This is a genomic window from Pseudoalteromonas sp. ABV4_021, from assembly GCF_056159365.1.
Genome location: NZ_JBSWVB010000001.1, coordinates 56,542 through 80,000 on the forward strand (window position 1 = coordinate 56,542; position 23,459 = coordinate 80,000).

Here is a 23,459-nt window from a genome sequence, read left to right on the forward strand (position 1 = left end):
TTACTTCTTTTTTGCCCTTGGATGTGTGTTGTCGTATACCTTTGCAAGGTGTTGAAAATCTAGGTGCGTATACACTTGGGTGGTTGATAAATTGCTATGGCCAAGTAACTCCTGCACTGCACGTAAATCACCGCTCGACTCTAAAATGTGGGATGCAAAGCTATGACGTAATTTGTGTGGATGCACATTGGCACTTAGGCCTTGTTCAATGCCCCATTTTTTCATGCGCGCACGAATTTGGCGAATCGACAAGCGACGTTTTTGTTTACTAGTAAATAAAGCGAGTTCGTCGGGGTTAGCAAACTCTGCACGCACTTTAAGCCACTCTTTTACTGCGCTAATGGCTTTTCGCCCAACGGGAATAACCCGCTCTTTACCTCCTTTACCTAATACGGTTAGAAGGCCATTAAAGATCGCGCTCTTATCCGTTAAATTAAGGCTAGCAAGCTCAGATAAGCGCAGCCCTGATGAATACATTAATTCCATCATGGCTTTGTCGCGAATTGCTAAGCTATCTTCAGGCACAATTTCAAGCAGCTGATTTACTTGGTCAACATCAAGGTTTTTTGGTAATGGTTTGGTGTATTTTGGCCCTTTTACGAGCTCGACCGGATTCGCTTTAGCGAGTCCTTTTCTAATTAAAAACTTATAAAAGCTACGCAAGCACGATAGGTGCAAATTAATGGTTCTAGCTGATAATTCGCGGCTTTTTAATTTCGCGAGCAAGCCTTTCACATTCTCAACTTCAATTGCTTGCCAGTTAGCAACAAATTGCGAAAAATAGTGTGCAGATGTTTCTAAATGACGAAGGTATGCATCGATGGTGGCTGTTGAATAGTGTTTCTCATTGCGCGCAAAGGCGATGTATAAATCTATACTCTGCTGCCAGCTTGCGCTTAGCGGTTGTTGCTCACTCATAACTGAGACAGTTTGATATCTAAGGCTTGAATAAATTCTAAAACAAATACGCTGTTTTGTTCTGGGTGATAATGTGTTTCATCGCTGCTGGCGAAGGCTAATATAGCTGTTGGCGTACTTTTATCGCCAACTAAATACACCGCGACCGAGCCAACTGTTTTTTGAAATAGCAGCATTTGCTCATCTTGGCTCAAACGTCCTAAAAAGCTGGTTTGTACGCTAAAGCGTTGATCGAGTAGCGTTTGGTGCGTATCGGGATTAACAGGTATTAATTGGCAATCAAGTAAATTAAATCCTTTGCACAAGGTTTGTGTTAATTTTTCTTGTAGTGCTTCTAGTGTATCGGTTTTAAGTAGCAGTCGATGACATTGATTGAACACTTTAAAAATGTGTTCGTTATTGGTTGCGTTATCGATTAAATGAGAGAGCTTATCGGTTAATTCTCGATTTTTATTTTGCAATAAACTTTGTTGACGCTTTACAAGGCTGGTGGTGCCGTTTGGTTCGTCGTAAATGGATAAACGCGCAAGTAGTTCAGGGTGCTTTTGTAAAAAGTCACGGTTTTGTTCTAAATAGTCGACAACTTGGCGTTCATCTAATTCATTCATATCGCGATTTGACCATCAAACACATGTTCTGCAGGGCCGGTCATTTTTACTGGGTGACCGTCGCCTTGCCAATTTATTGTTAATTCGCCACCAGGTAATTCAACCTTAACTTGATTGGCGAGTTTCTTTTGTAAAATACCAACCACAACAGCGGCACAAGCACCACTACCACAGGCAAGCGTTTCACCTGCGCCGCGTTCCCATACGCGCAGTTTGATATGCTCTGGCGAGATTATTTGCATAAAACCAATATTGGCCTTTTTAGGAAAGCGCTCATGGTTTTCAAGTAGTGGGCCTAACTCGGTAATTTGATCTGAGTTGATATCGTCTACTTCAAGTACGCAGTGCGGGTTGCCCATAGAGACGACGCCACAAAATATTGTATGTTCGCCTTCACGGATAATATACGTTGTTTCGCGCTTGGTCGCTTTAAACGGCACTTTTGCAGGGTCAAACTTAGGATGGCCCATATTCACGCGCACTTTGCCGTCTTTTTCATTGTGTAAGGTTATATTGCCAGATTTTGTCGAGACCTGAATGCGATGGCGATTGGTTAACCCTTTCATACGCACAAAGCGAGCAAAACAGCGCGCGCCATTCCCGCATTGTTCAACTTCATAGCCATCCGCATTAAAAATTCGGTAATGAAAATCCAAATCAGGATCGTACGGCGCTTCAACCATTAGTAATTGGTCAAAGCCAATACCGAAGTTGCGATCTGCTAACTTACGAATTTGGTCTTTTGAAATAAAAACATTTTGCGTGACATTATCAATAACCATAAAGTCATTGCCTAAGCCATGCATTTTAGAAAAATTTACTAGCATATATATAAACTATGATTGTGCTTAAGGCAGTGTACACTCGTTTCGGTATAGGTCGTCAATAGTTTCGCGTTGACGAATTACATGAACTTGGTCGTTATCGACCATTATCTCAGCTACGCGCGGACGTGAATTGTAGTTTGAACTCATAGTAAAACCGTACGCACCGGCACTGCGCACGGCAATTAAATCGCCCGCTTCAATGCACAAATTGCGGTCTTTACCTAAAAAGTCACCAGTCTCACATACTGGGCCAACGATATCGTAATTTTCGGTTTTACCTTGTCGCGGCTTAACCGCAATAATATTTTGCCAAGCCTGATAAAGCGATGGGCGCAGTAAATCATTCATGCCGGCATCAACAATCGCAAAGTGTTTACCTTGGTTTTGTTTTAGATATTCAACATTGGTGACCAAAATGCCAGCATTGGCAGCGATTGCGCGGCCAGGTTCAAAAATCAGTTCAACATCGGGTAATTCTGCTAAGCACTCGGTGATTTTACTCACGTACTGACTTGGGTGTGGTGGCGCTTCTTGTGCATACGGCACACCTAAGCCACCGCCAACATCCACATGGCTAAGCTTAATGCCATGAGTCGCGAGTTCTTTTACTAGCGCGATTACTTTTTTGAGTGCCGCAATAAAAGGTTCAACCTCGGTAAGCTGTGAACCAATATGAAAATCAATACCCTTGATATCTAAGTTAGGTAAACTCGCCGCTTTCTTATATACATCAACCGCAATTTTAATATCTATGCCGAATTTATTTTCTTTCAAACCGGTAGAAATATACGGGTGCGTTTTAGCATCGATATCAGGGTTTACACGAATAGATATAGGCGCATTTACGTTCAACTCAGTTGCAACTTGCGAGATACGCTCAAGTTCAGCTTCTGATTCAACATTAAAGCATTTGATTTTGTGCTCTAGAGCAAAGGCAATTTCGTCATGTGTTTTAGCAACCCCTGAAAATACTACTTTACTGGTATCGCCACCGGCTGCAATTACACGTGCCAGTTCACCTTTAGAAACAATATCAAAACCAGAACCAAGGCGCGTCAATACGTTTAAAATAGCGAGGTTTGAATTAGCTTTTACGGCGTAACATACAAGGTGATTATGGTGACTTGCCGCATCGCAAAATGCTTTATAGTGACGCTCTAATGTAGCACGCGAGTATACATAACAAGGCGTACCATATTGTTTGGCAATATCTTCAACCTTTACTTGTTCTGCAAACAGTTCGTTATCGTTATAGTTAAAATAGTCCATTACGGCTGCTCCTTTTGCTCTTTATCAGCGTCGGTTTGCTGCTTTGGTTGATTTGATTCCACTTGATCTTGCTCGGCAAGATATAAAGGACCTTTTTGACCGCAACCAGCTAAAATGAGCAATGATACACTCATAAATACTGAAACTAATTTCTTACATTTAACCATATCGTCTGTTTATAAAACTTATTACTGACAAGTGAATGCCACGGTTGGTATTATTGAATAGAGATTATCAGAAAAAAGCGCAAAAACGCAGGATATTGACGTTTTTTCTTATGCTTTATTGGCATCAAAAAATCAATTTGGAAATTTAGCTATGACAGACCAAGAATACCATCAGTTAATCGATGATTTGTTTATTAACCTAGAAGAGCAAGTTGATGCCTGCGAGGTCGACTTAGACTATGAATCAGCCTCGGGAATTTTAGAAATTATTTTTCCTGATAACAGTAAAATCATCCTTAATAAACAAGCGCCTTTACAGCAGTTGTGGGTAGCAACTAAGTTTAATGGTCACCATTTTGAACGCCATGGCGATAAATGGATTGATAACCGTAGTGGCTCAGAATTCTGGCAATTTATGAATGATGCCGCAAGCAAACAAGCGGGTAAAAGCATTGTATGGGAAGCTGAATAAATGAGTTTAGACGCAGTTATTATTGAGCCGCAATCTAGCCATAAAGCAACGGTAATTTGGTTACATGGTTTAGGTGACTCAGGTGATGGTTTTGCACCTATCGTACCGGAAATTAATTTACCAACAGAACTGGGTGTAAAATTTATTTTTCCTCACGCACCAATCCAACCGGTCACCATAAATGGTGGTATGGCGATGCGTTCATGGTATGACATTAAATCTCTTGATCTAGATAAACGCGCCGATGAGCAAGGTGTGCAACAATCTGCTGCGGCTGTACAGCAATTAATTGAAGCGGAAATCGCAAATGGCGTAGAGCCCAGCAATATTATTCTGGCCGGCTTTTCACAAGGTGGCGTTGTGTCATTGTATTTAGCACCACGCTTACCGTATCAGTTGGCTGGTGTTATGGCGCTTTCAACCTATATGTGTGAGCCTGCTAAACTTAAACTCGAAAAGCAGCAAGCAAGCTTAAATGTATTTATGGCTCACGGCAGTTTTGACGACGTGGTGCCAACAGGTGCAGGAAAATCAGCATATCAAACATTACTAGATTTGGGTTATGAAGCTAGTTGGCAAGAATACCCAATGGCACACCAAGTGTGTTTAGAGGAAATTAAGGCGATCCGTACTTGGTTAGTTTCGCGCTTAAACTAGGAAGGAATAGTGGCACAAAAGATAAAAATTACGGCGACATTAGCAAATAAGCAAAATCAATCCGCGCAAAATGCACAACCGAGCGACGTTGAGTACCAATGGCGCTGGGCGCGTGTTTTTGCGGCGCTGTTGTTGGTGGTAGTCGTATTAGTTTTGGCAACTATGTACTTATTTCCAAATACGAAAAATCCAAAAGAAACGGGTCAATCATTAACAAAAGCCAGTGTGCAACAAGGCAGCTCAACTGTTGTGAAAACGATAACATCGGTTGTAAATAATACTAAAAATACCGCCAATGAAACCGAAAAGGTTGGTTTAAGCCAGTCTTCACCAGCTGAATTGCCAATTGAGAAAGCTTCTGTAATTCAACCTGCGATTGAACAGCGAGTCGAGCTAGAGCCTAGCAATCCTACAGGTGTTGATAACAGTGAAGCGGTTGTTAGTGAAAGCGTGACGAATAATAGTCTGTCAAAAACAGCCGAAAATAGCGATGAGTCATTAGAGCAGGCTGTGAGCGTCGATATTGAACAGCAAGCAAACGAAAAAAGTAATGGCGACTTAGCAGACATTGCACTTGGCGCAAAAATGAATACCCAAAGTGTAACGCGCGCATTGTTATCGCGTGACATTAAAGCGCGAGAGCCTGTTGATATTATTGGTGAACGAATCGCAAGGGCGAGCTTTACCAAAAAATTGTACTTCTTTACTGAAGTAAACGGCTTAAAAGGTAAAGTGGTGCGCCACAAGTGGTATTTTCAAGATCAACTGCAAGCGGATGTTGAGCTTTCAATATTTGCAGAGCGATACCGTACCTATTCATCAAAAAATATAGCGGCACTGCAATTAGGCGAGTGGCGTGTAGAATTAATTGCCGACGGAAAAACGTTGGCGAGCAAGCAATTTAAAGTAACTGACCAGTAGCGAGTCAGTGTAGGAAAATTATGTCTCAAGATAATCCAATTATTCGTATTGCAACACGTAAAAGCGCATTGGCTCTTTGGCAAGCAGAGTTTGTAAAAGCTGAACTGGAAAAGCACCATGCCAATTTAACGGTTGAGCTTGTACCTATGTCGACTCAAGGCGATAAAATTTTAGACACGCCACTGGCGAAAATCGGTGGCAAAGGCCTATTTGTTAAAGAGCTTGAAGTCGCTATGATGGAAGGTCGCGCAGATATTGCCGTTCACTCGATGAAAGACGTTCCGGTTGAATTCCCTGATGGACTAGAACTGCACACAATTTGTGAACGTGAAGATCCACGAGATGCATTTGTATCAAACAACTTCAAGTCGTTGGCTGATTTGCCTCAAGGTGCAATTGTTGGTACATCGAGCCTACGTCGTCAGTGTCAGTTAAAAGCAGCGCGTCCTGATCTCGAAATTAGAGATTTACGCGGTAACGTAAATACGCGTTTAGCAAAATTAGATGCCGGTGAATACGATGCAATTATTCTTGCCGCTGCAGGTCTTATTCGTTTAGAAATGCCAGAACGTATTGCTGATTTTATTGCTGCAGAAGACTCATTACCTGCAAACGGTCAAGGTGCAGTAGGCATTGAGTGTCGTAGCGATGACGAAACAACCAAAGCGTTGCTTGCGCCACTTGAGCACACAGAAACGCGTTATCGTGTACTAGCAGAGCGCGCAATGAACCGTAAGTTACAAGGTGGTTGCCAAGTTCCGATTGGTGCATTTGCAACTGTTGAAGGTGAAACACTGACACTACGCGGTTTAGTAGGTGCGTTAGATGGCTCGGTAATTTTGCAGCATACACTGGCAGGTAATGTGGCAAATGCAGAACAAATCGGCGAGCAAGTAGCTGATAACTTATTATCGCAAGGCGCTGATAAAATTCTTGCAGAAGTTTACGGTAACTAACAAGGAGTGCTTGTGACACATATCTTACTCACACGGCCAGAGGAAAAGAGCCAACAATTAGCTGAGCGCCTATCAAATATGGCGATTAAAAGCACCATTCAACCATTACTGGCGCTTGAAGCAATTGCAGTGAGTGAACAGCAACTTGCTATGCTTGAAAGTGCCGATATTGTGCTTTTTGTGTCACAAGATGCCGCACGTTTTTTACATGCGTTAAAACCTGAACTAGCAAAACACAGCCACTGTTTAGCTGTTGGTAAAAGTACCGCTGAAATGGTAACCGAACTGTTCAACAAGTCGTGTGCTAGCCCGCTGGTTGAAACCAGCGAAGGTTTGCTTGCCATGCCAGAGCTTAACAATGTGGCAAGTAAACAAATTGTATTGGTAAAAGGTAAAGGTGGACGTAATAAGCTAGCGCAAGAATTAAAAGCGCGCGAAGCGATTTTTCAGCCGCTAGCCGTTTACCAGCGTTTGGCGAATGCTAATTTAAATGACGCAATGGCAGCTAAGTGGCAAGCGAATGGTATTGATGCCATTGTCTTAACGAGCAATGCAAGTATCGATAGCTTTTTGGCAATAGCGACAAACAAAACCTGGTTATCGCAGCTAACCGTTTATTTGGTAAGTGAGCGTTGCGTTAATTACTTGCAAGAAAAAGCTAATGTAAAACATATTATTAATTGCCAAGGTGCTGATAATGATAGCATTATCAGTGCCATCGCAGGTCAACATAAACATCAACAGAGTCACGCTATGGAACAAGAAAAAGACATAACGGCAAAGAGTACGATTAGCGAAAAGCCAACAAGTAAGGCACAAGCTACGAGCAATAGCGCTTCAAAAGCAGCCGTGGCAAAGCAATCAGGTTCAGGCAAGGCAATTGCTGTTGTTGCGTTGTTGGTATCACTTACTGCGGTTGGTGGATTAGGGTATGGCTATACCTTATTTCAACAACAGAAAAATTTTCTCGTTAAGTTAAATAACGAAACCATCACGCTCGCTGAACAGATTGCCCAAGTTAATACACAGGCGCTGGCATTAAAAAATCAACAATTGCAAAGTGCATTATCGGCTCAGGTATCTGAGGCAGAGCTTGCGCTTAATGAAAAAATTGCTCAGCAGTTACATGCTGCTAACCAACAAACACCAGAGCTAAATCGTGAAGAAGTGAAAAGCCTTTACCGCATGGCCGAATTTAAGGCGCTGGTGCAAAATGATTACCTAGGCGCCGCGGCAATGCTGGCACGTTTAGATATACTGCTTGAAAACTTCCCGGGTACTCAGCAAGCTAGAGCGGCACTACATCAAGATATTCAAGCATTACAAGCGCTACAAACGGCTGATGTTGAAGGTTTGTATTTAAAGCTGTCTGGGTTAATCGCCAATCTTGATGAGCTACCGCTTAATATGGTGGTGCTACCGGAAGAAGCCGATAAAGTTGATCAACAGGCGCTTTCAAATAATGTGGATGATTGGCAGTCAAACTTAAAGCGTAGTTGGGACTTGCTGGTGGATGACTTTATTAAAGTGCGCAAACGCACCGCACCGATAGAGCCATTACTAAGCCAAGAAGAGCAAGCATTAATTCGACATCAATTACGTTTTTATATGGCACAAGCACAAACAGCGCTTACAAAGCAGCAGCCAGCCATTTTCTCTACAGCACTGCAACAAGCACAAAACGTAGTTAACAATTATTATGATGTGCAAGCTGCGAATGTAAAATACCTTAATAATCAATTAAATGAATTACATGCTAGGCCGCTTGTGTTCACACCAGAGATTACTTTTAACTCTGCAGCTGCAATTAAGGAGCTACTATGAGCAAGGCAATTATCACGGTTGTTATTGCGTTAGTTGTACTTGCACTCGCGCCAGTGGCTATAGGTGAAAAAGGTTATGTGCTAATTGCTTTTAACGACTACACCATTGAAGGCACGATCACCGCATTTGTAATTGCAATTATTTTACTAGCGGCGTTTAGTTTTTTGATTTATAAAGTGCTGCGTTATGTCTTATCACTGTATGGCATTACTCGTTTTAAATGGGCATCGCGCGCCGATAAACGCAAGTTAAGTAATTTAAAAACGGGCGTTTGGCAGTTTATAAATCGTGATTTTACTGGCGCACAGCAAAGCCTTGCAAAAGCCCATGTACCAGCAGGTTGGGAAAGCATTGCACAAGCCATTTCAGCACGAGCTGCGTTAGAAAGTGGTAATAAAGCCGATGCGCGACTACATCTTGAAAAAGTTGCGCAGCAAGACGCATCAAATATTGCGCAAATGCTGGTGGAAAGTGAGCAAGCAGAGCTTGCCAAAGAAAGCATGGAGCAAATAACTAAGAACAAAAAAGCGACTAACATAGAGCTGGCTAATTTTGCCGAGTACTTAGTAGCCCAGCAAGACTGGTCAACGCTTAATGATCAGCTAAGTCGATTTGAGAAAAAACATGCGCTAAGTGACGAGCAATGGCAACAGTTATTTGAACGTTATTTTGCAGCGTTAGACTTAAATGCATTAAACAGTGCTTACGGTAATTTACCGAAGAAACTCAAAGAAAAAGCGGAGTTTCACTATCTTACTAATCTTGCTTCATTTTCCCCAGAGCAAACCGATAAGTGTTTATTAAAACTAGCGAAGGGTGATAAATACCGCGAGGTGTGGCAAATCCTCAGTAAGTGCAACAATACTAAATTGTTTGATACACAAAAGTTTATTCAAAGCCGATTAAAGAAATTACCGGAAGATGAAACGCTGTTGCTAACGCTGGCTTACATTGCTAAAGCGCAAGGTGATTTTGAGCTTGCCTGCAAGGTATTTAACAAAGTGTTGAGCAGAGAAAACGCAAACAAGCATTGGCGTGTTGCTGCTGAGTGTTTTAATCAAACAGGGCAACTTAATAAAGCAATTTCGCTCTATCAAACCTATGCTTAATACCAATTCTGTTAAGTATGTGATCAGGGGTAGCGCTGGATAAATGAAATGGTAACAAGGCGGAGTTTTTCTTATGTAGTTGTTCTACATTGATAAATTCTAACGCAGTTAGCATGATATTTAGCCCGCTAGGATGATTAGCTACTTAAGTGAATTGGTATAACGTGGCTAAAAATTAAGGTTATGATTAAAAAGCGCCGATGGGCGCTTTTTTTATATTTGTATTTTTACCCAAGCGAGGACCTATGTCCTAAGCAATCCTTGCTTTTATAGCTAAACTACGTAGAATCCGCGCAATTTTAAATTTTTAAGGGTCAAGCCATGATCGATTCAACTCTTCCACTTCTTGATTTACACCGTCACCTTGATGGAAATGTTCGCTCAGAAACCATTTTAGATCTTGGCCTAAAATTTAATATGGATTTGCCAGCAAGCGATGTTGAGTCACTGCGCCCGCATGTGCAAGTAATTGAAAATGAGCCTGACTTACTTGGCTTTTTACAAAAGCTGGATTGGGGTGTAAAAGTGCTCGGCGATCTAGACGCATGCCGCCGCATTGCCTATGAAAATATGTTTGATGCTAAAGGGCAGGGGCTTGATTACGTTGAGCTACGCTTTAGCCCATTTTATATGGCACAAACCCATAACCTGAATATTGCAGACGTTGTTGCCGCGGTTATTGACGGCGTAAAAGCAGGTAGCCGCGAGACAGGCGTGCAAGCAAAGTTGATTGGTATTTTATCGCGCACCTTTGGCGTAGAAGCATGTCAAGCAGAACTTGATGGCTTACTGGCTCACAAAAATGAGCTTATTGCTCTCGATTTAGCGGGTGACGAGCTTGGTTTCCCAGGTAACTTATTTGAAGGCCACTTTAAACAAGCACGCGATGCAGGTTTACAAATTACCACTCACGCAGGTGAAGCCGCAGGCAGCGAAAGCATTTGGCATGCAATTAAAGAGCTTGGTGCAACACGTATTGGCCATGGTGTTAAAGCAATTGAAGATGCCGCTTTAATGGATTATCTGCGCGATCACCAAATTGGTGTGGAATCGTGTTTAACCAGTAATATTCAAACCAGCACGGTTGCGTCAATGGCCACGCACCCACTAAAGCAATTTTTAGCACACGGTATTTTAGCTACCATTAATACCGACGATCCAAGTGTAAGTAATATTGAAATTCGCCACGAATTTGAGGTGGTAGCACCTCAAGCTGGCTTAACTCAAGCAGAAATCACGCAAGCACAAAAGAATGCATTACAAATTGCGTTTTTAAGCGATAGTGAGCGTAAAGTGTTAATGGGGAAATACGCGTAACGCGATAGCGTTTTTTAAATACGCGCCTCCCTGCATTGCTAAAAAGCCCATCCTTGGGCTTTATGTTACTTTTCTTTGCTTCTGTGTGATCAATCAGTCAATGCAACACACTCTTTAAATTTGTCTAACGGTGTACAAAATCCAAGAGTTTTTCTCGGTCGACTATTAAGTGCTTGTGCTACATCATCTAATTCCTCCTGAGAATATATTGATAAATTTGTACCCTTCGGGAAGTATTGTCTTAACAATCTATTAGTATTCTCATTTGAGCCTCGTTGCCAAGGACTTTGAGGATCGCAAAAGTACACATCAATATTTGTTTGTTCTGAAAACGTTTTATGACCTTTGAGCTCTGTACCTCGATCCCAAGTCAACGATTTATATAAACTACTAGGTAATTTTTGAGCATGCTTTATTAGTTGAGGAATGACATTATGCGTGCTTTTATTTTTTACTTTAACAAGACATACATACCTAGTTTGCCTTTCAACTAATGTTGCTATATAGCTTTTTTGACTACCTTCAATAAGGTCACCTTCCCAATGACCTGGTATAGCCCTATCTTCAATCGAAGCGGGGCGTTCACTAATTGAAATTAGCTCTTGAATATGACCTCTTTGGTTTTTTTCTTTAGTTCTAGCTCCTCTTATTCTTGGCTTGGAGCGAAGGCATTTAAGTAACTCTTTTTTCAATACTCCCCTAGTTTGGATATATAAGCTTTTATAGATTGTTTCGTGAGACACGTGCCAACTCTTATCATTTGGGTATTGTAACTTTAGCCAACCAGCTATTTGTTCAGGTGACCACAAATTTTTTAACTTATCAGCTATTAATAATGCGAGTTCTTGATTTAATTTTAGTTTACAAAGTTTAGGTCTTTTAGCACGTTTCCAAGCTTTATCGTCAGCGGCACAAGCCCTGTATTTATGAATACCGCCGTTACGTGATACTTCTCTACTTATAGACGAAGGCGCTCGTTTGAGTTCTTTAGCAATTACCCTAAAAGACTTATTTTGAGCTATACCTCGTGATATTTCTTCTCGTTCATTTAAAGACAGATGATTCTTAGAGCGTTTTCGTTTAAACCGTTTTACACCACCATATTTAGATAAAACATGATAAATTGAAGGCGCTTTGCGTCCCAATATATTGCCGATAGCACTCAAAGATTCACCAGACTTCCATCTTCGCCAAACTTCATCTTTTTCTTTATCGGTAAAACGAACAGCTGAACTATTACTCATTAACAGGCTCCACTTTTATGAATAAATAAAGTGTTGCACTGATTAATTGAATCTACACGGCCAAAAAGAACGAACGAGTGCGGCATGGATGCCGTAAGATAAATACATGGATGTTAATTAATAGATACATCCCTTAAGACTCCTTATATTTCTCCTGCACTAACTTCACATAATGCGCTAGCGACTTACCGCCATGGGTTGTAAAAGAGAGCTCCGTGAGCGAAACCGCTTGAATGCGATCTATACGAAACTCACGATACTCGTTTCGTAAGCGGCAATAGGTGATTAGCGTCCATTTGCCACCCCAATAAACCATACCCAAAGGCTCTATAAGGCGGGTGGTGATTTGCGACTTGGCGTCTGTGTAATCCAAATTAACACATTTATGTTGCTCGATGCCTTGGCGTAAGGTGAGCGTAAACGCTTGTTGTGCTTGGTTGTGACTCCAGCCCGATACTAAATAGGGCAGGTCATCCACTTTTTGTTTTAAGCTACTCGGTAATACTGCTTCGATTTTAGCGAGTGCAGAATGGGCTTTATCGGCAAGTACGGGATCGGTCCATTCGCTTACCATGCGGCTGCCTAGCATTAGGGCTTGCAACTCTTCTAAGGTAAACATCATGGGGGGCAGGTCACATTCTGAAATTAGGTAACCAATACCCGATTCGCCTTCGATTGGCACACCTGATGTTTGTAAATGTTGAATGTCGCGGTAAATGGTGCGTTCAGATACGTTTAGCTTATCTGCTAGCTGTTTTGCAGTTACAGCAAGGCGGCGGCCTTTTAGTAAGTTAACCAGTTGAAATAAACGCTCAGATTTATGCACCATATTTCCTTAATTGAATGTGCTTTACGTGTTAGTTATGCGTCACAAGGTGTTTGTGACACTACATCGTAGTGCTCTAAAATAACACTTTCTTTTTCAATTAACTTGGCGAATTGCTGGCAAATTTCATTCTCGTAAAATACCTCTTGCATACGTTTGGCATCATCCATGGTGGCAAAGTAAACCACATCAACGTAAATATTGTCGCTTTGTTGCTTGGCTAGTGAGCGGTACAGCACACCGGTTTGATTATTGAGGAACTGCTGTAATGCATCATTAGCAGCGGCGAATTCTTCAGCTTGGGTGGTTTCTGCTAATTTAAAGTTTACGATTTCGATTACGTTACTCATCATTTGTCTCCTTTGAAATGATGACGTTATTTAATCAGGCTGTTGTGTCAGGGAGTGTCAGTAGCAAATGATCTAGAAAATAAAATAGGAGCCAAATGGCTCCTTTTAGTAAATTGAATTGGTATTATTTGATGAATGCAAAGGCATCGGCATACATGTTTTCGCGAATTGCGCCGTGATTAATAAAATCATCACGTACAGGGCCAATCATATCAAAGCGGCCCGCCATGTAGATTTCATAAGGTTCTAGCGAAACAATGTCTTTCATTACTGCTTTATGCACATAGCCTGTGTGACCTTGCCATGCGTCAGTTGCGTGCTCTACTACAGGAATAAAGTTGAAGTTAGTTTGGCTTGCAGCCCACTTTTCCATTTCATCTTTTGCGTAAAGTGCTGATTCGTCGCGTACACCCCAGTAAAAGAACACTGGGCGTGTTGATTTGATTTCAGCCAGGTGATCAGCCATTGATTTTACATATGAAAAACCTGTGCCGCCCGCAAGTAATACAAGTGGTAGCTCTGACTCAGTGCGTAGTTGTGAAATGCCTAAGCCCACTTCAAGCTCAGCTTGGGTATTATTAGCAAAGTGCTCTTTTAGGTGATCCAGCGCTTGCATGGCATAGCTGTTTTCTTCTGATGCACCAATATGTAATTCTAATAGCTCTGTTTGGCTTGGGCGGCTTGCGATTGAGAATGCGCGCTTATCCTTTTCACCCAATACCAGTTGCAGGTAGTGACCTGCTTCAAATGACACTGGCTCACTTGGTTTTAGTTCAACTTTATAAACAAACTCTGTTAATGGAGTAATGCTTACCACGTTTGCTTTAACTAATTGCATTTTTAAACCTTTTCACGACGCAAGTTTAACTGCGTTACTTTTCTAAAATGTTGAGTGAATCCCAAATTTCATCAACACGTTGTTTGACTTTATCGTCCATTACGATGGGTTCGCCCCATTCGCGGTCGGTTTCGCCAGGCCATTTATTGGTGGCATCAAGCCCCATTTTTGATCCTAAGCCAGAAACAGGTGAGGCAAAATCGAGATAATCAATAGGGGTATTTTCGATCATTGTGGTATCGCGGGCAGGATCCATACGCGTAGTAATTGCCCAAATTACATCGTTCCAGTCGCGCGCATTCACGTCATCATCACACACAATAACGAACTTAGTATACATGAATTGACGTAAGAATGACCAAACACCCATCATTACGCGTTTGGCATGACCTGGGTATTGTTTTTTCATGGTAACCACGGCCATGCGGTAAGAACAGCCTTCAGGTGGTAAGTAGAAATCCACAATCTCAGGGAATTGCTTTTGCAAAATAGGCACAAACACTTCGTTAAGCGCCACACCCAAAATAGCTGGCTCATCAGGCGGACGGCCAGTATAGGTGCTGTGATATATAGGATCTTTACGGTGCGTAATATGCGTTACTGTCATGACAGGGAAGTCATCTACTTCATTGTAATAACCGGTGTGATCGCCATAAGGCCCTTCAGGTGCCATTTCGCCCTGTTCAATATAGCCTTCTAATACAAACTCTGCGCTGGCAGGGACTTGTAAGTCGTTCGAAACCGATTTTACCACTTCTGTTTTGCTGCCACGCAATAAACCGGCAAAAGCATATTCGCTAAGGGTATCTGGCACAGGTGTTACTGCACCAAGTATGGTTGCAGGGTCTGCCCCAAGCGCTACCGACACAGGGTAAGGTTCACCTGGGTGTTCTTTACACCATTCTTGGTAATCGAGCGCGCCACCACGGTGTGATAACCAGCGCATAATGATTTTGTTTTTACCAAGTAATTGTTGGCGGTAAATACCTAAATTTTGGCGCTTTTTATAAGGCCCTTTTGTAACTGTTAAGCCCCAAGTAATCAGTGGTGCAGCATCGCCAGGCCAACAGTGTTGGATTGGTAGCTTAGTTAAATCAACCTCATCACCTTCAACAATTACTTGTTGGCATGGTGCTTTCTTAACTTCTTTTGGCGGCATGTTGAGTACTTGCTTAAACACAGGTAGTTGGCTTAGCGCATCTTTAATGCCTTTTGGTGGCTCAGGCTCTTTTAAAAAGGCGAGAAGCTTACCAACTTCTCTTAGTTCTGATACATCTTCTTGCCCCATACCTAAAGCAACACGCTCAGGCGTGCCAAACAAGTTGGCAAGTACAGGAATGGAATAGCCTTTTGGATTTTCGAAAAGTAGTGCAGGGCCTTTTGCACGCAAAGTGCGGTCGGCTATTTCAGTCATCTCCAAATAGGTATCAATTTCTTGCTTGATACGTTTTAGCTGACCTTTCTTTTCTAACAGTTCGATAAAGTCCCTGAGGTCTTTATATTTCATAGTATTGTCAGGCTTTTAATAATATAAATTGATTGGTGATAGTATAACCTTTTGCGCAACTTACGGGCAATTGTATTACCGAATACATGGTTACAATTGTTTATACTTCTGTAGATGCTTTTTGGTTTAGCATTCAATAGAATGGGGACACAATTATACAAAAAGGATTTTTATGAAATCTTTAATCTTTACAAGTGCTCTGCTTTTTTGTGGTTCAGCTTTTGCGGCGAATGATATCTATGTTGGATTAGATTACGCCTATAACGATTTTGAAATCGCAGATGAAACGGTGAACCCAAATGCTTTGAATTTAAAAGCAGGTTACGAATTTTTCGACGGTATTTTTTTAGAAGGACAGGTGGCAGTTTCAAGTACGGATGATGACTTGTACCGTATGAACTTCGAGCTAGATAAATCGTATTCTCTATTCGGTCGCTTTGAGTCACCCGCATCTTATGGCTTTAGTGCTGACATTTTACTGGGCTGGAGCTGGAATGACATTGCTGTAACAGGTCCAGAAGAAACATATAACAATATTGATAGTTACAATGGTTTTGCTTGGGGCATAGGTTTGAATCAAGAAATCCCTAGTTTTGAAGAGATTAAAGTCCGCTTGGGATACCAAGTATTGCATTCCGATTCAGACTTAAAACTAGCAAATTATACACTTGGCGTAAGCTATACATTTTAAAGGGAATTACATATGAAAAAGTTTAAATTATTACCTTTAGCGTTAGCGACCGCAGTTGTACTTTCGGGGTGTAGCGAATCAGACGACCCTGCCGCGCTAATTAAAGCCGTTGAACTAGAATCGCAGCGCGCTAACGGTACTTTGGTCGAGAAAATTGAATTTAACGGTAGCGGTGTACGGTTACGTGCAGGGCAAACTCATCAACTAGTTGCGATGGGTACTGATACTAAAGGTGAGGTTAGGGATATCTCTAAAGAAGTCACTTGGACGTCATCAAATACTGACGTTGCTACTATCGACTCAAGTGGCTTGGTAACTGCGGTAAAAGCACTAGCAGATAACCAAGGTTTAGTGACTTTTACAGCAACAACTATCAATGATATTGAAGCAACAACCGAGCTTTCAATTAGCGATAGTAAAGCTAAGCAACTGAAACTAACACAACTCAATACTGGCTCAGTTGAGGTAACTGCGTGTCTATCCACTCAATTAGCTGCGGTTGTTACTTACGAGGATGGCTATGTTAGTGCACCAAATACCCATAATATAGTTTGGTCTTTGATTGAGCCTGACACTGCTGTTATTAGTGAAAGTGGCTTATTATATTCATCTAAGATGGGAAGAGAGGTTATAAATGTTGTAGCGCGTCATAACGATGGTATCGAAGAGCAGGAGCCTTTTTACGGTTTTAGCGAAGATATCGATATCATCAAGGCTTACATCGATAAAGATAGTATCAATGCGTTGGATCTTGGTTTAACTGAAAGAGTTAGTTTAAAAGCAAAAATGACGCTTTTAAATGGAGAAGAGCACGTAATTGAAGATGCAGCGAAATGGTCTAGTGATAACGATGCTGTTGCTGCAGTTTCAAATGAGTCTGACGTACAAGGCAATATTGTGGCACTAACATCGGGCACGACGAATGTGTTTGCTACTTGTGGTGGTCAACAGGCGCAAGTTTCTGTTGAAGTAACCGGGGATTCAACATTAAATGGCTTAAAGATTAATACCGGTGCCGAGAGCATTAGTATTAAACAAGGTGCAAAAGTATCTTTGCAGGCATTTGCAGACCTAGCAGGCGTATCTGACGACTTTAACGTATCGGAGTTTGCTGGCTGGTCATTTTCAGGGACTGATTTAGTTACATCACAATTTAAGAAGTTAGGTACTAATGAAGCGTATTTAGAGGTGAGTGCATCAAGCTCGAAAACGGGCTCGTTTACCTTGATTTCTAGCTATCGTGGAAAATCAGAAACAATTGACATCACAGTTGTTAAATAAGCTAATCTTTTAGTTAACCAGTTTTTTGCTGGTTAATCTGAGATATGTTTTTTACGCACTCAAAGTTAATTGAGTGCGTAAAATTACTAAAATAAATCTATTTCACCTGCCTCGCTCGGCGCTTCAGAGTTCTCGCGCCGCAATTTAGTTCGTGTACAGGTATTCCACTCTTTATCATTAAAATCAAACAGATCGAGCTTTTCTCGTAAGCTGGTGGCTAAGTTAAGTAAATCATCACTGGTAACCGATTGGATTTTAGAGTTTGAAAGTGCATCAGTATTTAATTCTATCATGGCATAAACCGATGATTGTGCATCATCTGACGCGGTTCTTTGCTGTTTTACCTGTTGCTGTATTTGTTCAGATAACGAGTGAATCTCATTCATTGCGTGATCGATTTGGTCTATTTCTAAGTTTGCCTGCTGCGATAAATTAACTGTTTGCTGAGTCTCTTCATGTGCTTTCATCATTAACTGATGTACTAGGTCTGTGCCAGATTGAATGCGACTTACCATAGCACTAACTTCTTTGGTCGATTCGCTGGTGCGTGCAGCAAGATTGCGTACTTCATCAGCCACTACCGCAAAACCACGACCTTGTTCGCCGGCGCGAGCTGCTTCTATCGCGGCATTAAGAGCAAGTAAATTGGTTTGTTCGGCAATGGAGTTGATAACTTCAATAATTGACGTAATTTGGTCGCTGTCTTTTTTTAGTTGTTCAAGTTGCTCGCCGGTTTTTTCAATCTTAGTTGCTAGCGATGATAGGCTTTGCTGGCTGAGATCTGCATCGGAGCGTGTTTGCTTTACGGAGTCGTTGGCGTTTGTTACCGCTTGGTAAATCAAAACCAAATTGTCATCTAATTGTGCGGATACTTCTACCATTGCGGCCATTGATTGCCCGAGTGTTTCGCCATGGCTATGCTGCATTGTTGCCTTTTGCATCATCGAGCTATAGGTATCTTTTAGCTCACTTGCCATGGGATATAAACGTGCCGATGATGCATATACCTCTGTAATTAAATGGTCCATTACTTCAAGCCAGTTGTCAATATAGGTACATTCATCGGCGTAGTCTGTATTGCCATTATTTTGAAAACGAAATTTGAGGTTAACTTCCGCTGGATTAGATACAGCTTGAGAGAAGGATGTTAGAAAGCTCGCATCAGCTTTTTTGTTTTTTTGGCTGTATCCAAATATACCAATAATGACCAGCGACATAATACCTTGCAGTACTAAGTATAGGGTAGAGGCATCAACTAAAAACAGGATTAATAGTGAACACAGTGCAAAAATTATTATGCTTGGAAAGAGTAGTTTATGTATTTGCATAAATCTGAAATATAACGCTAAGTATATAATAGTTATAGAACAGATTTTGTATTGAGCAAATAAAAACGCCAGCTAACTACTGGCGTTTTTTTAAATTATGATGCAATTACTTTCGTTTCATTGAATCGAAGAATTCGTCATTAGTCTTACACATCGCAAGTTTATCAATTAAGAATTCCATTGCGTCGATCTCTGACATTTCGTGTACGATCTTACGAAGAATCCACATCTTCTGAAGTTCGTCTGCTTTCGTCAGTAGCTCTTCACGACGTGTACCTGAACGGTTGAAGTCGATAGCTGGGAATACACGTTTTTCCGCAATCTTACGGTTAAGGTGTAATTCCATATTACCAGTGCCTTTAAACTCTTCGTAGATAACTTCATCCATCTTTGAGCCAGTATCGATAAGCGCTGTCGCAATAATCGTTAAGCTACCGCCTTGTTCAACGTTACGTGCTGCACCGAAGAAACGCTTAGGCTTATGTAGTGCATTGGCATCAACACCACCAGTAAGTACTTTACCTGATGAAGGAATTACGGTGTTGTAGGCACGCGCTAAACGCGTAATTGAATCAAGTAGAATAACCACGTCTTTCTTGTGCTCTACTAAGCGTTTCGCTTTTTCAATTACCATTTCGGCAACTTGTACGTGACGGCTTGCTGGCTCGTCGAATGTTGAAGCAACTACTTCACCTTTTACAAGGCGTTGCATTTCGGTAACTTCTTCAGGACGTTCATCGATTAGTAAAACGATAAGCTCACACTCAGGGTGGTTTGAGCTAATAGACTGCGCGATGTTTTGTAGCAACATTGTTTTACCCGCTTTTGGCGGAGCTACTAATAAACCACGTTGTCCTTTACCAATTGGCGCTGCTAAATCGATTACACGGGTTGTGATATCTTCAGTACTGCCATTACCACGTTCCATACGTAAACGGTCGTTTGCGTGAAGTGGTGTTAAGTTTTCGAAAAGGATCTTAGTACGAGAGTTTTCTGGCTTGTCGAAGTTTACTTCATTAACTTTAAGTAGTGCGAAATAACGTTCGCCATCTTTTGGCGGACGAATTAATCCATTAATTGTGTCACCAGTACGTAAACTAAAGCGTCTGATTTGGCTAGGCGATACATAGATATCATCTGGTCCAGCTAAATAAGAGGCTTCGAAAGAACGAAGGAAGCCAAATCCATCTTGAAGTATTTCTAATACGCCACCGCCATAGATGTTTTCGCCGCTCTTTGCGTGAGCTTTTAAAATGGCAAAAATAATGTCTTGTTTTCTTAAGCGGCCTACATTTTCAAGTCCCATGGACTCAGCTAGTTTTACAAGTTCGTTAATCGACTTATTTTTAAGTTCGCGTAAATGCATATTGGTGGGTTCTTTAATGTTTTATTCTCAAGGTTTTTGAGTGGAAGTAATAATGAATAATTACTTAGGATAAATATGATGTAGAAAATAGCAGCTCTTGTTAAAAGCGTCCAGTCTTTATAAAAAATAATCAGTGCAAAAATGAAAAAAGGCTGGTTAAACCAGCCTTTTTCTTATGCGTTCTCTTCTAAAAACTCAACTAGTTGAGTTTTAGATAGTGCACCAACTTTAGTTGCAGCAACTTGACCGTCTTTGAATAGTAGTAATGTAGGAATACCACGAATACCAAACTTTGGCGGCGTGCCAGAGTTTTGGTCAATGTTTAATTTACCGATGGTTACACGACCAGCAAATTCATCTGCTACTTCATCAAGAATTGGCGCGATCATTTTACAAGGACCACACCACTCAGCCCAAAAATCAACTAGTACAGGGCCGCTAGCATTAACTACATCAGACTCAAAGCTATCGTCTGTTAGTTGGATAATTTTATCGCTCATTGGGTTCTCCGATAATTTTCGCGAATTTATTTATAGCGTATTTAAACACTATTGTTTCTTATTGCAAGTTTAAGCGTTATGCTTATTCGCTATGAATAAGACACATTTAACCGAAACAAAGTTTGCCGACTTTGATATTGCGCCGGAAGTGGTTGCCGGACTTACTCGCAAAGGCTTTGAACTTTGTACGCCAATTCAGGCAAAAAGTTTACCTTATGCACTACAAAAACGAGATATTGCAGGGCAAGCTCAAACTGGTACTGGTAAAACCATTGCGTTTTTAGCTGCGACTTGTCACCACTTATTGGTCAATAGTAAAGGGGCAAGTAAACACCCAAGAGCGCTTATTATGGCGCCTACTCGGGAGTTAGCGTTACAGATTTATAACGATGCAAAAATCTTTGCACCCGACTGTAAACTTAACCTTGGCATTGTATATGGTGGCGAGGAATATGAAAAACAACAGGCACAGTTAGAAAAAGGTGTAGATATTTTAATTGGCACAACTGGCCGATTGATCGATCTATATAAGCAGGGCTGTTACAGCCTGAACGATATCGAAGTTGTAGTACTTGATGAAGCCGACCGTATGTTCGACTTAGGTTTCATTAAAGATATTCGCTATTTATTGCGTCGCATGCCTGAAGCGACAGAGCGCTTAAATTTACTGTTTTCAGCTACACTTTCATACCGTGTACAAGAATTAGCGTTTGAGCATATGACCAATCCGATTCATGTGCAGGTAGAGCCTGAGCAAAAAACAAATCAGCGCATTCAAGAAGAGCTTTTCCACACATCTCAAGACGATAAAATTCCACTTCTTCTTACATTAATAGAAGAAGAGTGGCCGGATAAAGCGATTGTATTTGCGAATACAAAGCATATGTGTGAAAACGTTTATCAGTGGATGAAAGCAGACGGGCACCGAGTAGGTTTACTTACGGGCGATGTTAATCAGAAAAAGCGCATTTCAATTTTAAAGCAGTTTACTGATGGTCATTTAGACTTTTTAGTTGCGACCGATGTTGCCGCGCGAGGATTACACATTGACGCAGTAAGTCATGTGTTTAATTTTGACTTACCAGATGATTGTGAAGATTACGTTCACCGAATTGGTCGAACTGGTCGTGCAGGTGCTTATGGTCATGCCATTAGTTTTGCTTGTGAGCAATATGCATATAACCTTCAGCCAATTGAAGAGTATATTGACCATGCGATCCCATTATCACATTATGACAAAACAGCATTGTTAGACGACATTCCAAAGCCGCGTTATAACCGTGCAAAGCGTCCAAACCAAAATAACCGACGCTCAAATAAACCAGCTCAAAGAAGAGCTCATAGTTAGTAGTTTTTTGAGGTATCAATGCTAACCGTTGATAAAGCAAATGATCAGAACTGTTATGCCGTTATAGATTTAGGCTCTAACAGTTTTCATATGTTAATAGCCAAAGCCGTAGCAGGCGACTTGCAAACAATTGGACGTGTTAAACGAAAGGTAAGATTAGCGGCAGGGCTGGATGAAAATAGCCAGTTAAGCATTGAAGCTATGCAAAGAGGATGGGAATGTCTTTCCCTTTTTGCTGAGCGGCTTCAAGATATTCCGAAAGATAATATTACGATTGTTGCTACAGCTACATTACGCTTAGCGGCAAATGCACAGCAATTTGTCGAAAAAGCTGAGCTAATTCTCGGTCATCCAATTCGCGTAATCAGTGGTGAAGAAGAAGCAAAAACAATCTATAAAGGGGTTGCACACACTTCATCAACACTCGGTAAGCAACTGGTTATTGATATCGGTGGTGCTAGTACAGAAGTGGTGATTGGCGATGGCTTCGATCCTCTTTTATATAAAAGCCTTAATATGGGTTGTGTAACCTATCTTGAAAAGTACTTCGAAAATGGCTTGTTAACGCATGATAACTTCGAAGCTGCAACAAATGCAGCAAAAGAAGTTATTGCACCTGTAGTGGCTGAGTATAAACAACTTGGTTGGTTAAGTGTGTCGGGGGCATCTGGTACGGTTCAGGCTATTCAGGAAATTATGATTGCACAAAGGCAAGATGATTTACTGACGCTTGATAAACTGAATGCCATTAAACACCAAGCTGTTTTATACAAATCGATTGATAAACTCGACCTCCCTGGGTTAATGCAAGAACGAAAACTTGTATTTGCATCGGGCCTTTCAATTTTAATCGCATTATTTGAAAGTTTAGATATTGAAGTAATGGGGCTTGCTGGTGGTGCATTAAGGGAGGGAGTTTTGTACTCCATGATCCCAGAGCTACATAATAGCGATATTAGAGAGCGCACGGTTCAAAGCTTTATCAGTCGCTATCATATTGATGCAACACAATCACAACGAGTCGCAGACGTCGCACTTTTATTCGCAAAGCAAGTAAAAGACGATTGGCAGTTGAATGATGAAGACTTATCGATTCTGGAAGCTGCTGCAAAGTTACATGAAACAGGCTTATTAA

The 23,459-nt window shown here is 41.3% G+C and carries 24 protein-coding genes (1 of these 24 running past the window's edge); 11 read left to right on the forward strand and 13 right to left on the reverse strand.

Annotated features, from left to right (window positions below):
- From xerC to lptM, 5 genes are read right to left on the reverse strand one after another with little or no spacing between them, the layout of a single operon-like run.
- Entirely contained in the window at positions 1-918 is a 918-nt protein-coding gene (gene xerC / locus ACXAFE_RS00220; protein ID WP_475146878.1) for a tyrosine recombinase XerC, read from the reverse strand.
- Positions 915-1,526: a DUF484 family protein gene (locus ACXAFE_RS00225; RefSeq protein ID WP_336434221.1), complete on the reverse strand. Its 612-nt coding sequence runs from the start codon at positions 1,524-1,526 to the stop codon at positions 915-917. Before ACXAFE_RS00225 ends, xerC begins: the two co-directional genes overlap by 4 nt.
- The gene (dapF, locus tag ACXAFE_RS00230) at positions 1,523-2,353 is read right to left on the reverse strand and encodes a diaminopimelate epimerase (protein WP_336434222.1); all 831 of its coding nucleotides are present in this window, start codon (positions 2,351-2,353) and stop codon (positions 1,523-1,525) included. The genes ACXAFE_RS00225 and dapF overlap by 4 nt, the downstream gene beginning before the upstream one ends.
- Positions 2,354-2,374: 21 nt before the next feature.
- The gene (gene lysA / locus ACXAFE_RS00235; protein ID WP_475146883.1) at positions 2,375-3,622 is read right to left on the reverse strand and encodes a diaminopimelate decarboxylase; all 1,248 of its coding nucleotides are present in this window, start codon (positions 3,620-3,622) and stop codon (positions 2,375-2,377) included.
- Positions 3,622-3,789 carry an LPS translocon maturation chaperone LptM gene (gene lptM, locus ACXAFE_RS00240; RefSeq protein WP_100914078.1) on the reverse strand — a complete coding sequence of 56 codons (168 nt, stop codon included), beginning with the start codon at positions 3,787-3,789 and terminating at the stop codon, positions 3,622-3,624. The genes lysA and lptM overlap by 1 nt, the downstream gene beginning before the upstream one ends.
- A 151-nt stretch (positions 3,790-3,940) precedes the next feature.
- Here lptM and cyaY point away from each other — a divergent pair, with 151 nt between their 5' ends.
- The 7 genes from cyaY to add all read left to right on the forward strand — a co-directional run bounded on the left by cyaY (position 3,941) and on the right by add (position 11,045).
- Positions 3,941-4,261: an iron donor protein CyaY gene (cyaY, locus tag ACXAFE_RS00245; RefSeq protein WP_475146887.1), complete on the forward strand. Its 321-nt coding sequence runs from the start codon at positions 3,941-3,943 to the stop codon at positions 4,259-4,261.
- Positions 4,262-4,918: an alpha/beta hydrolase gene (locus ACXAFE_RS00250; protein ID WP_475146889.1), complete on the forward strand. Its 657-nt coding sequence runs from the start codon at positions 4,262-4,264 to the stop codon at positions 4,916-4,918.
- A gap of 9 nt (positions 4,919-4,927) precedes the next feature.
- Positions 4,928-5,839: a DUF2914 domain-containing protein gene (locus ACXAFE_RS00255; protein WP_475146892.1), complete on the forward strand. Its 912-nt coding sequence runs from the start codon at positions 4,928-4,930 to the stop codon at positions 5,837-5,839.
- A 20-nt stretch (positions 5,840-5,859) separates the two neighbouring features.
- Positions 5,860-6,795, forward strand: a complete 936-nt coding sequence (gene hemC, locus ACXAFE_RS00260; protein ID WP_010562322.1) for a hydroxymethylbilane synthase — start codon at positions 5,860-5,862, stop codon at positions 6,793-6,795.
- Positions 6,796-6,807: 12 nt separating this feature from the next.
- The gene (locus ACXAFE_RS00265) at positions 6,808-8,619 is read left to right on the forward strand and encodes a uroporphyrinogen-III C-methyltransferase (RefSeq protein ID WP_475146895.1); all 1,812 of its coding nucleotides are present in this window, start codon (positions 6,808-6,810) and stop codon (positions 8,617-8,619) included.
- Entirely contained in the window at positions 8,616-9,728 is a 1,113-nt protein-coding gene (locus ACXAFE_RS00270; RefSeq protein WP_475146899.1) for a heme biosynthesis HemY N-terminal domain-containing protein, read from the forward strand. Before ACXAFE_RS00265 ends, ACXAFE_RS00270 begins: the two co-directional genes overlap by 4 nt.
- A gap of 321 nt (positions 9,729-10,049) precedes the next feature.
- Positions 10,050-11,045 (forward strand): adenosine deaminase, encoded by a 996-nt coding sequence (gene add / locus ACXAFE_RS00275; protein ID WP_475146903.1) that lies wholly within the window; start codon positions 10,050-10,052, stop codon positions 11,043-11,045.
- 89 nt (positions 11,046-11,134) lie between these two features.
- Here add and ACXAFE_RS00280 read toward each other — a convergent pair whose 3' ends face one another.
- From ACXAFE_RS00280 to ubiD, 5 genes are all read right to left on the reverse strand, one after another.
- Positions 11,135-12,289 (reverse strand): IS30 family transposase, encoded by a 1,155-nt coding sequence (locus ACXAFE_RS00280; RefSeq protein ID WP_475146905.1) that lies wholly within the window; start codon positions 12,287-12,289, stop codon positions 11,135-11,137.
- Between the two features lie 133 nt (positions 12,290-12,422).
- The gene (locus ACXAFE_RS00285; protein ID WP_475146908.1) at positions 12,423-13,118 is read right to left on the reverse strand and encodes a helix-turn-helix transcriptional regulator; all 696 of its coding nucleotides are present in this window, start codon (positions 13,116-13,118) and stop codon (positions 12,423-12,425) included.
- 32 nt (positions 13,119-13,150) lie between these two features.
- Complete coding sequence (locus ACXAFE_RS00290; RefSeq protein ID WP_475146910.1) at positions 13,151-13,465, reverse strand: hypothetical protein; 315 nt, start codon at positions 13,463-13,465, stop codon at positions 13,151-13,153.
- Between the two features lie 124 nt (positions 13,466-13,589).
- Positions 13,590-14,303, reverse strand: coding sequence for an NAD(P)H-flavin reductase (gene fre, locus ACXAFE_RS00295; protein WP_475146913.1), 714 nt, complete (start codon positions 14,301-14,303; stop codon positions 13,590-13,592).
- 34 nt (positions 14,304-14,337) lie between these two features.
- A complete protein-coding gene (ubiD, locus tag ACXAFE_RS00300) occupies positions 14,338-15,810 on the reverse strand; it encodes a 4-hydroxy-3-polyprenylbenzoate decarboxylase (RefSeq protein WP_475146916.1) in 1,473 nt (490 codons plus the stop codon).
- A 172-nt stretch (positions 15,811-15,982) separates the two neighbouring features.
- On the opposite strand from ubiD, the gene ACXAFE_RS00305 reads away from it, so the two are divergent.
- Both ACXAFE_RS00305 and ACXAFE_RS00310 read left to right on the forward strand, forming a co-directional pair.
- Positions 15,983-16,501 (forward strand): outer membrane beta-barrel protein, encoded by a 519-nt coding sequence (locus ACXAFE_RS00305; RefSeq protein WP_475146919.1) that lies wholly within the window; start codon positions 15,983-15,985, stop codon positions 16,499-16,501.
- A 12-nt stretch (positions 16,502-16,513) separates the two neighbouring features.
- Entirely contained in the window at positions 16,514-17,782 is a 1,269-nt protein-coding gene (locus ACXAFE_RS00310; RefSeq protein ID WP_475146922.1) for an Ig-like domain-containing protein, read from the forward strand.
- Between the two features lie 86 nt (positions 17,783-17,868).
- Here ACXAFE_RS00310 and ACXAFE_RS00315 read toward each other — a convergent pair whose 3' ends face one another.
- The 3 genes from ACXAFE_RS00315 to trxA all read right to left on the reverse strand — a co-directional run bounded on the left by ACXAFE_RS00315 (position 17,869) and on the right by trxA (position 20,976).
- Positions 17,869-19,110: a methyl-accepting chemotaxis protein gene (locus tag ACXAFE_RS00315; protein ID WP_475146925.1), complete on the reverse strand. Its 1,242-nt coding sequence runs from the start codon at positions 19,108-19,110 to the stop codon at positions 17,869-17,871.
- A 106-nt stretch (positions 19,111-19,216) separates the two neighbouring features.
- Positions 19,217-20,476: a transcription termination factor Rho gene (gene rho / locus ACXAFE_RS00320; protein WP_010562309.1), complete on the reverse strand. Its 1,260-nt coding sequence runs from the start codon at positions 20,474-20,476 to the stop codon at positions 19,217-19,219.
- Positions 20,477-20,649: 173 nt separating this feature from the next.
- Positions 20,650-20,976 (reverse strand): thioredoxin TrxA, encoded by a 327-nt coding sequence (trxA, locus tag ACXAFE_RS00325; RefSeq protein WP_475146928.1) that lies wholly within the window; start codon positions 20,974-20,976, stop codon positions 20,650-20,652.
- Between the two features lie 91 nt (positions 20,977-21,067).
- On the opposite strand from trxA, the gene rhlB reads away from it, so the two are divergent.
- Positions 21,068-22,324 carry an ATP-dependent RNA helicase RhlB gene (gene rhlB, locus ACXAFE_RS00330; RefSeq protein ID WP_054981474.1) on the forward strand — a complete coding sequence of 419 codons (1,257 nt, stop codon included), beginning with the start codon at positions 21,068-21,070 and terminating at the stop codon, positions 22,322-22,324.
- Positions 22,325-22,342: 18 nt separating this feature from the next.
- Positions 22,343-23,459, forward strand: partial view of a guanosine-5'-triphosphate,3'-diphosphate diphosphatase gene (gene gppA / locus ACXAFE_RS00335; protein ID WP_475146933.1) — the 5' portion only. Its footprint extends 386 nt past the window's final position; the window shows 1,117 of its 1,503 coding nt (coding positions 1-1,117); it begins with the start codon at positions 22,343-22,345; the stop codon falls past the right edge of the window.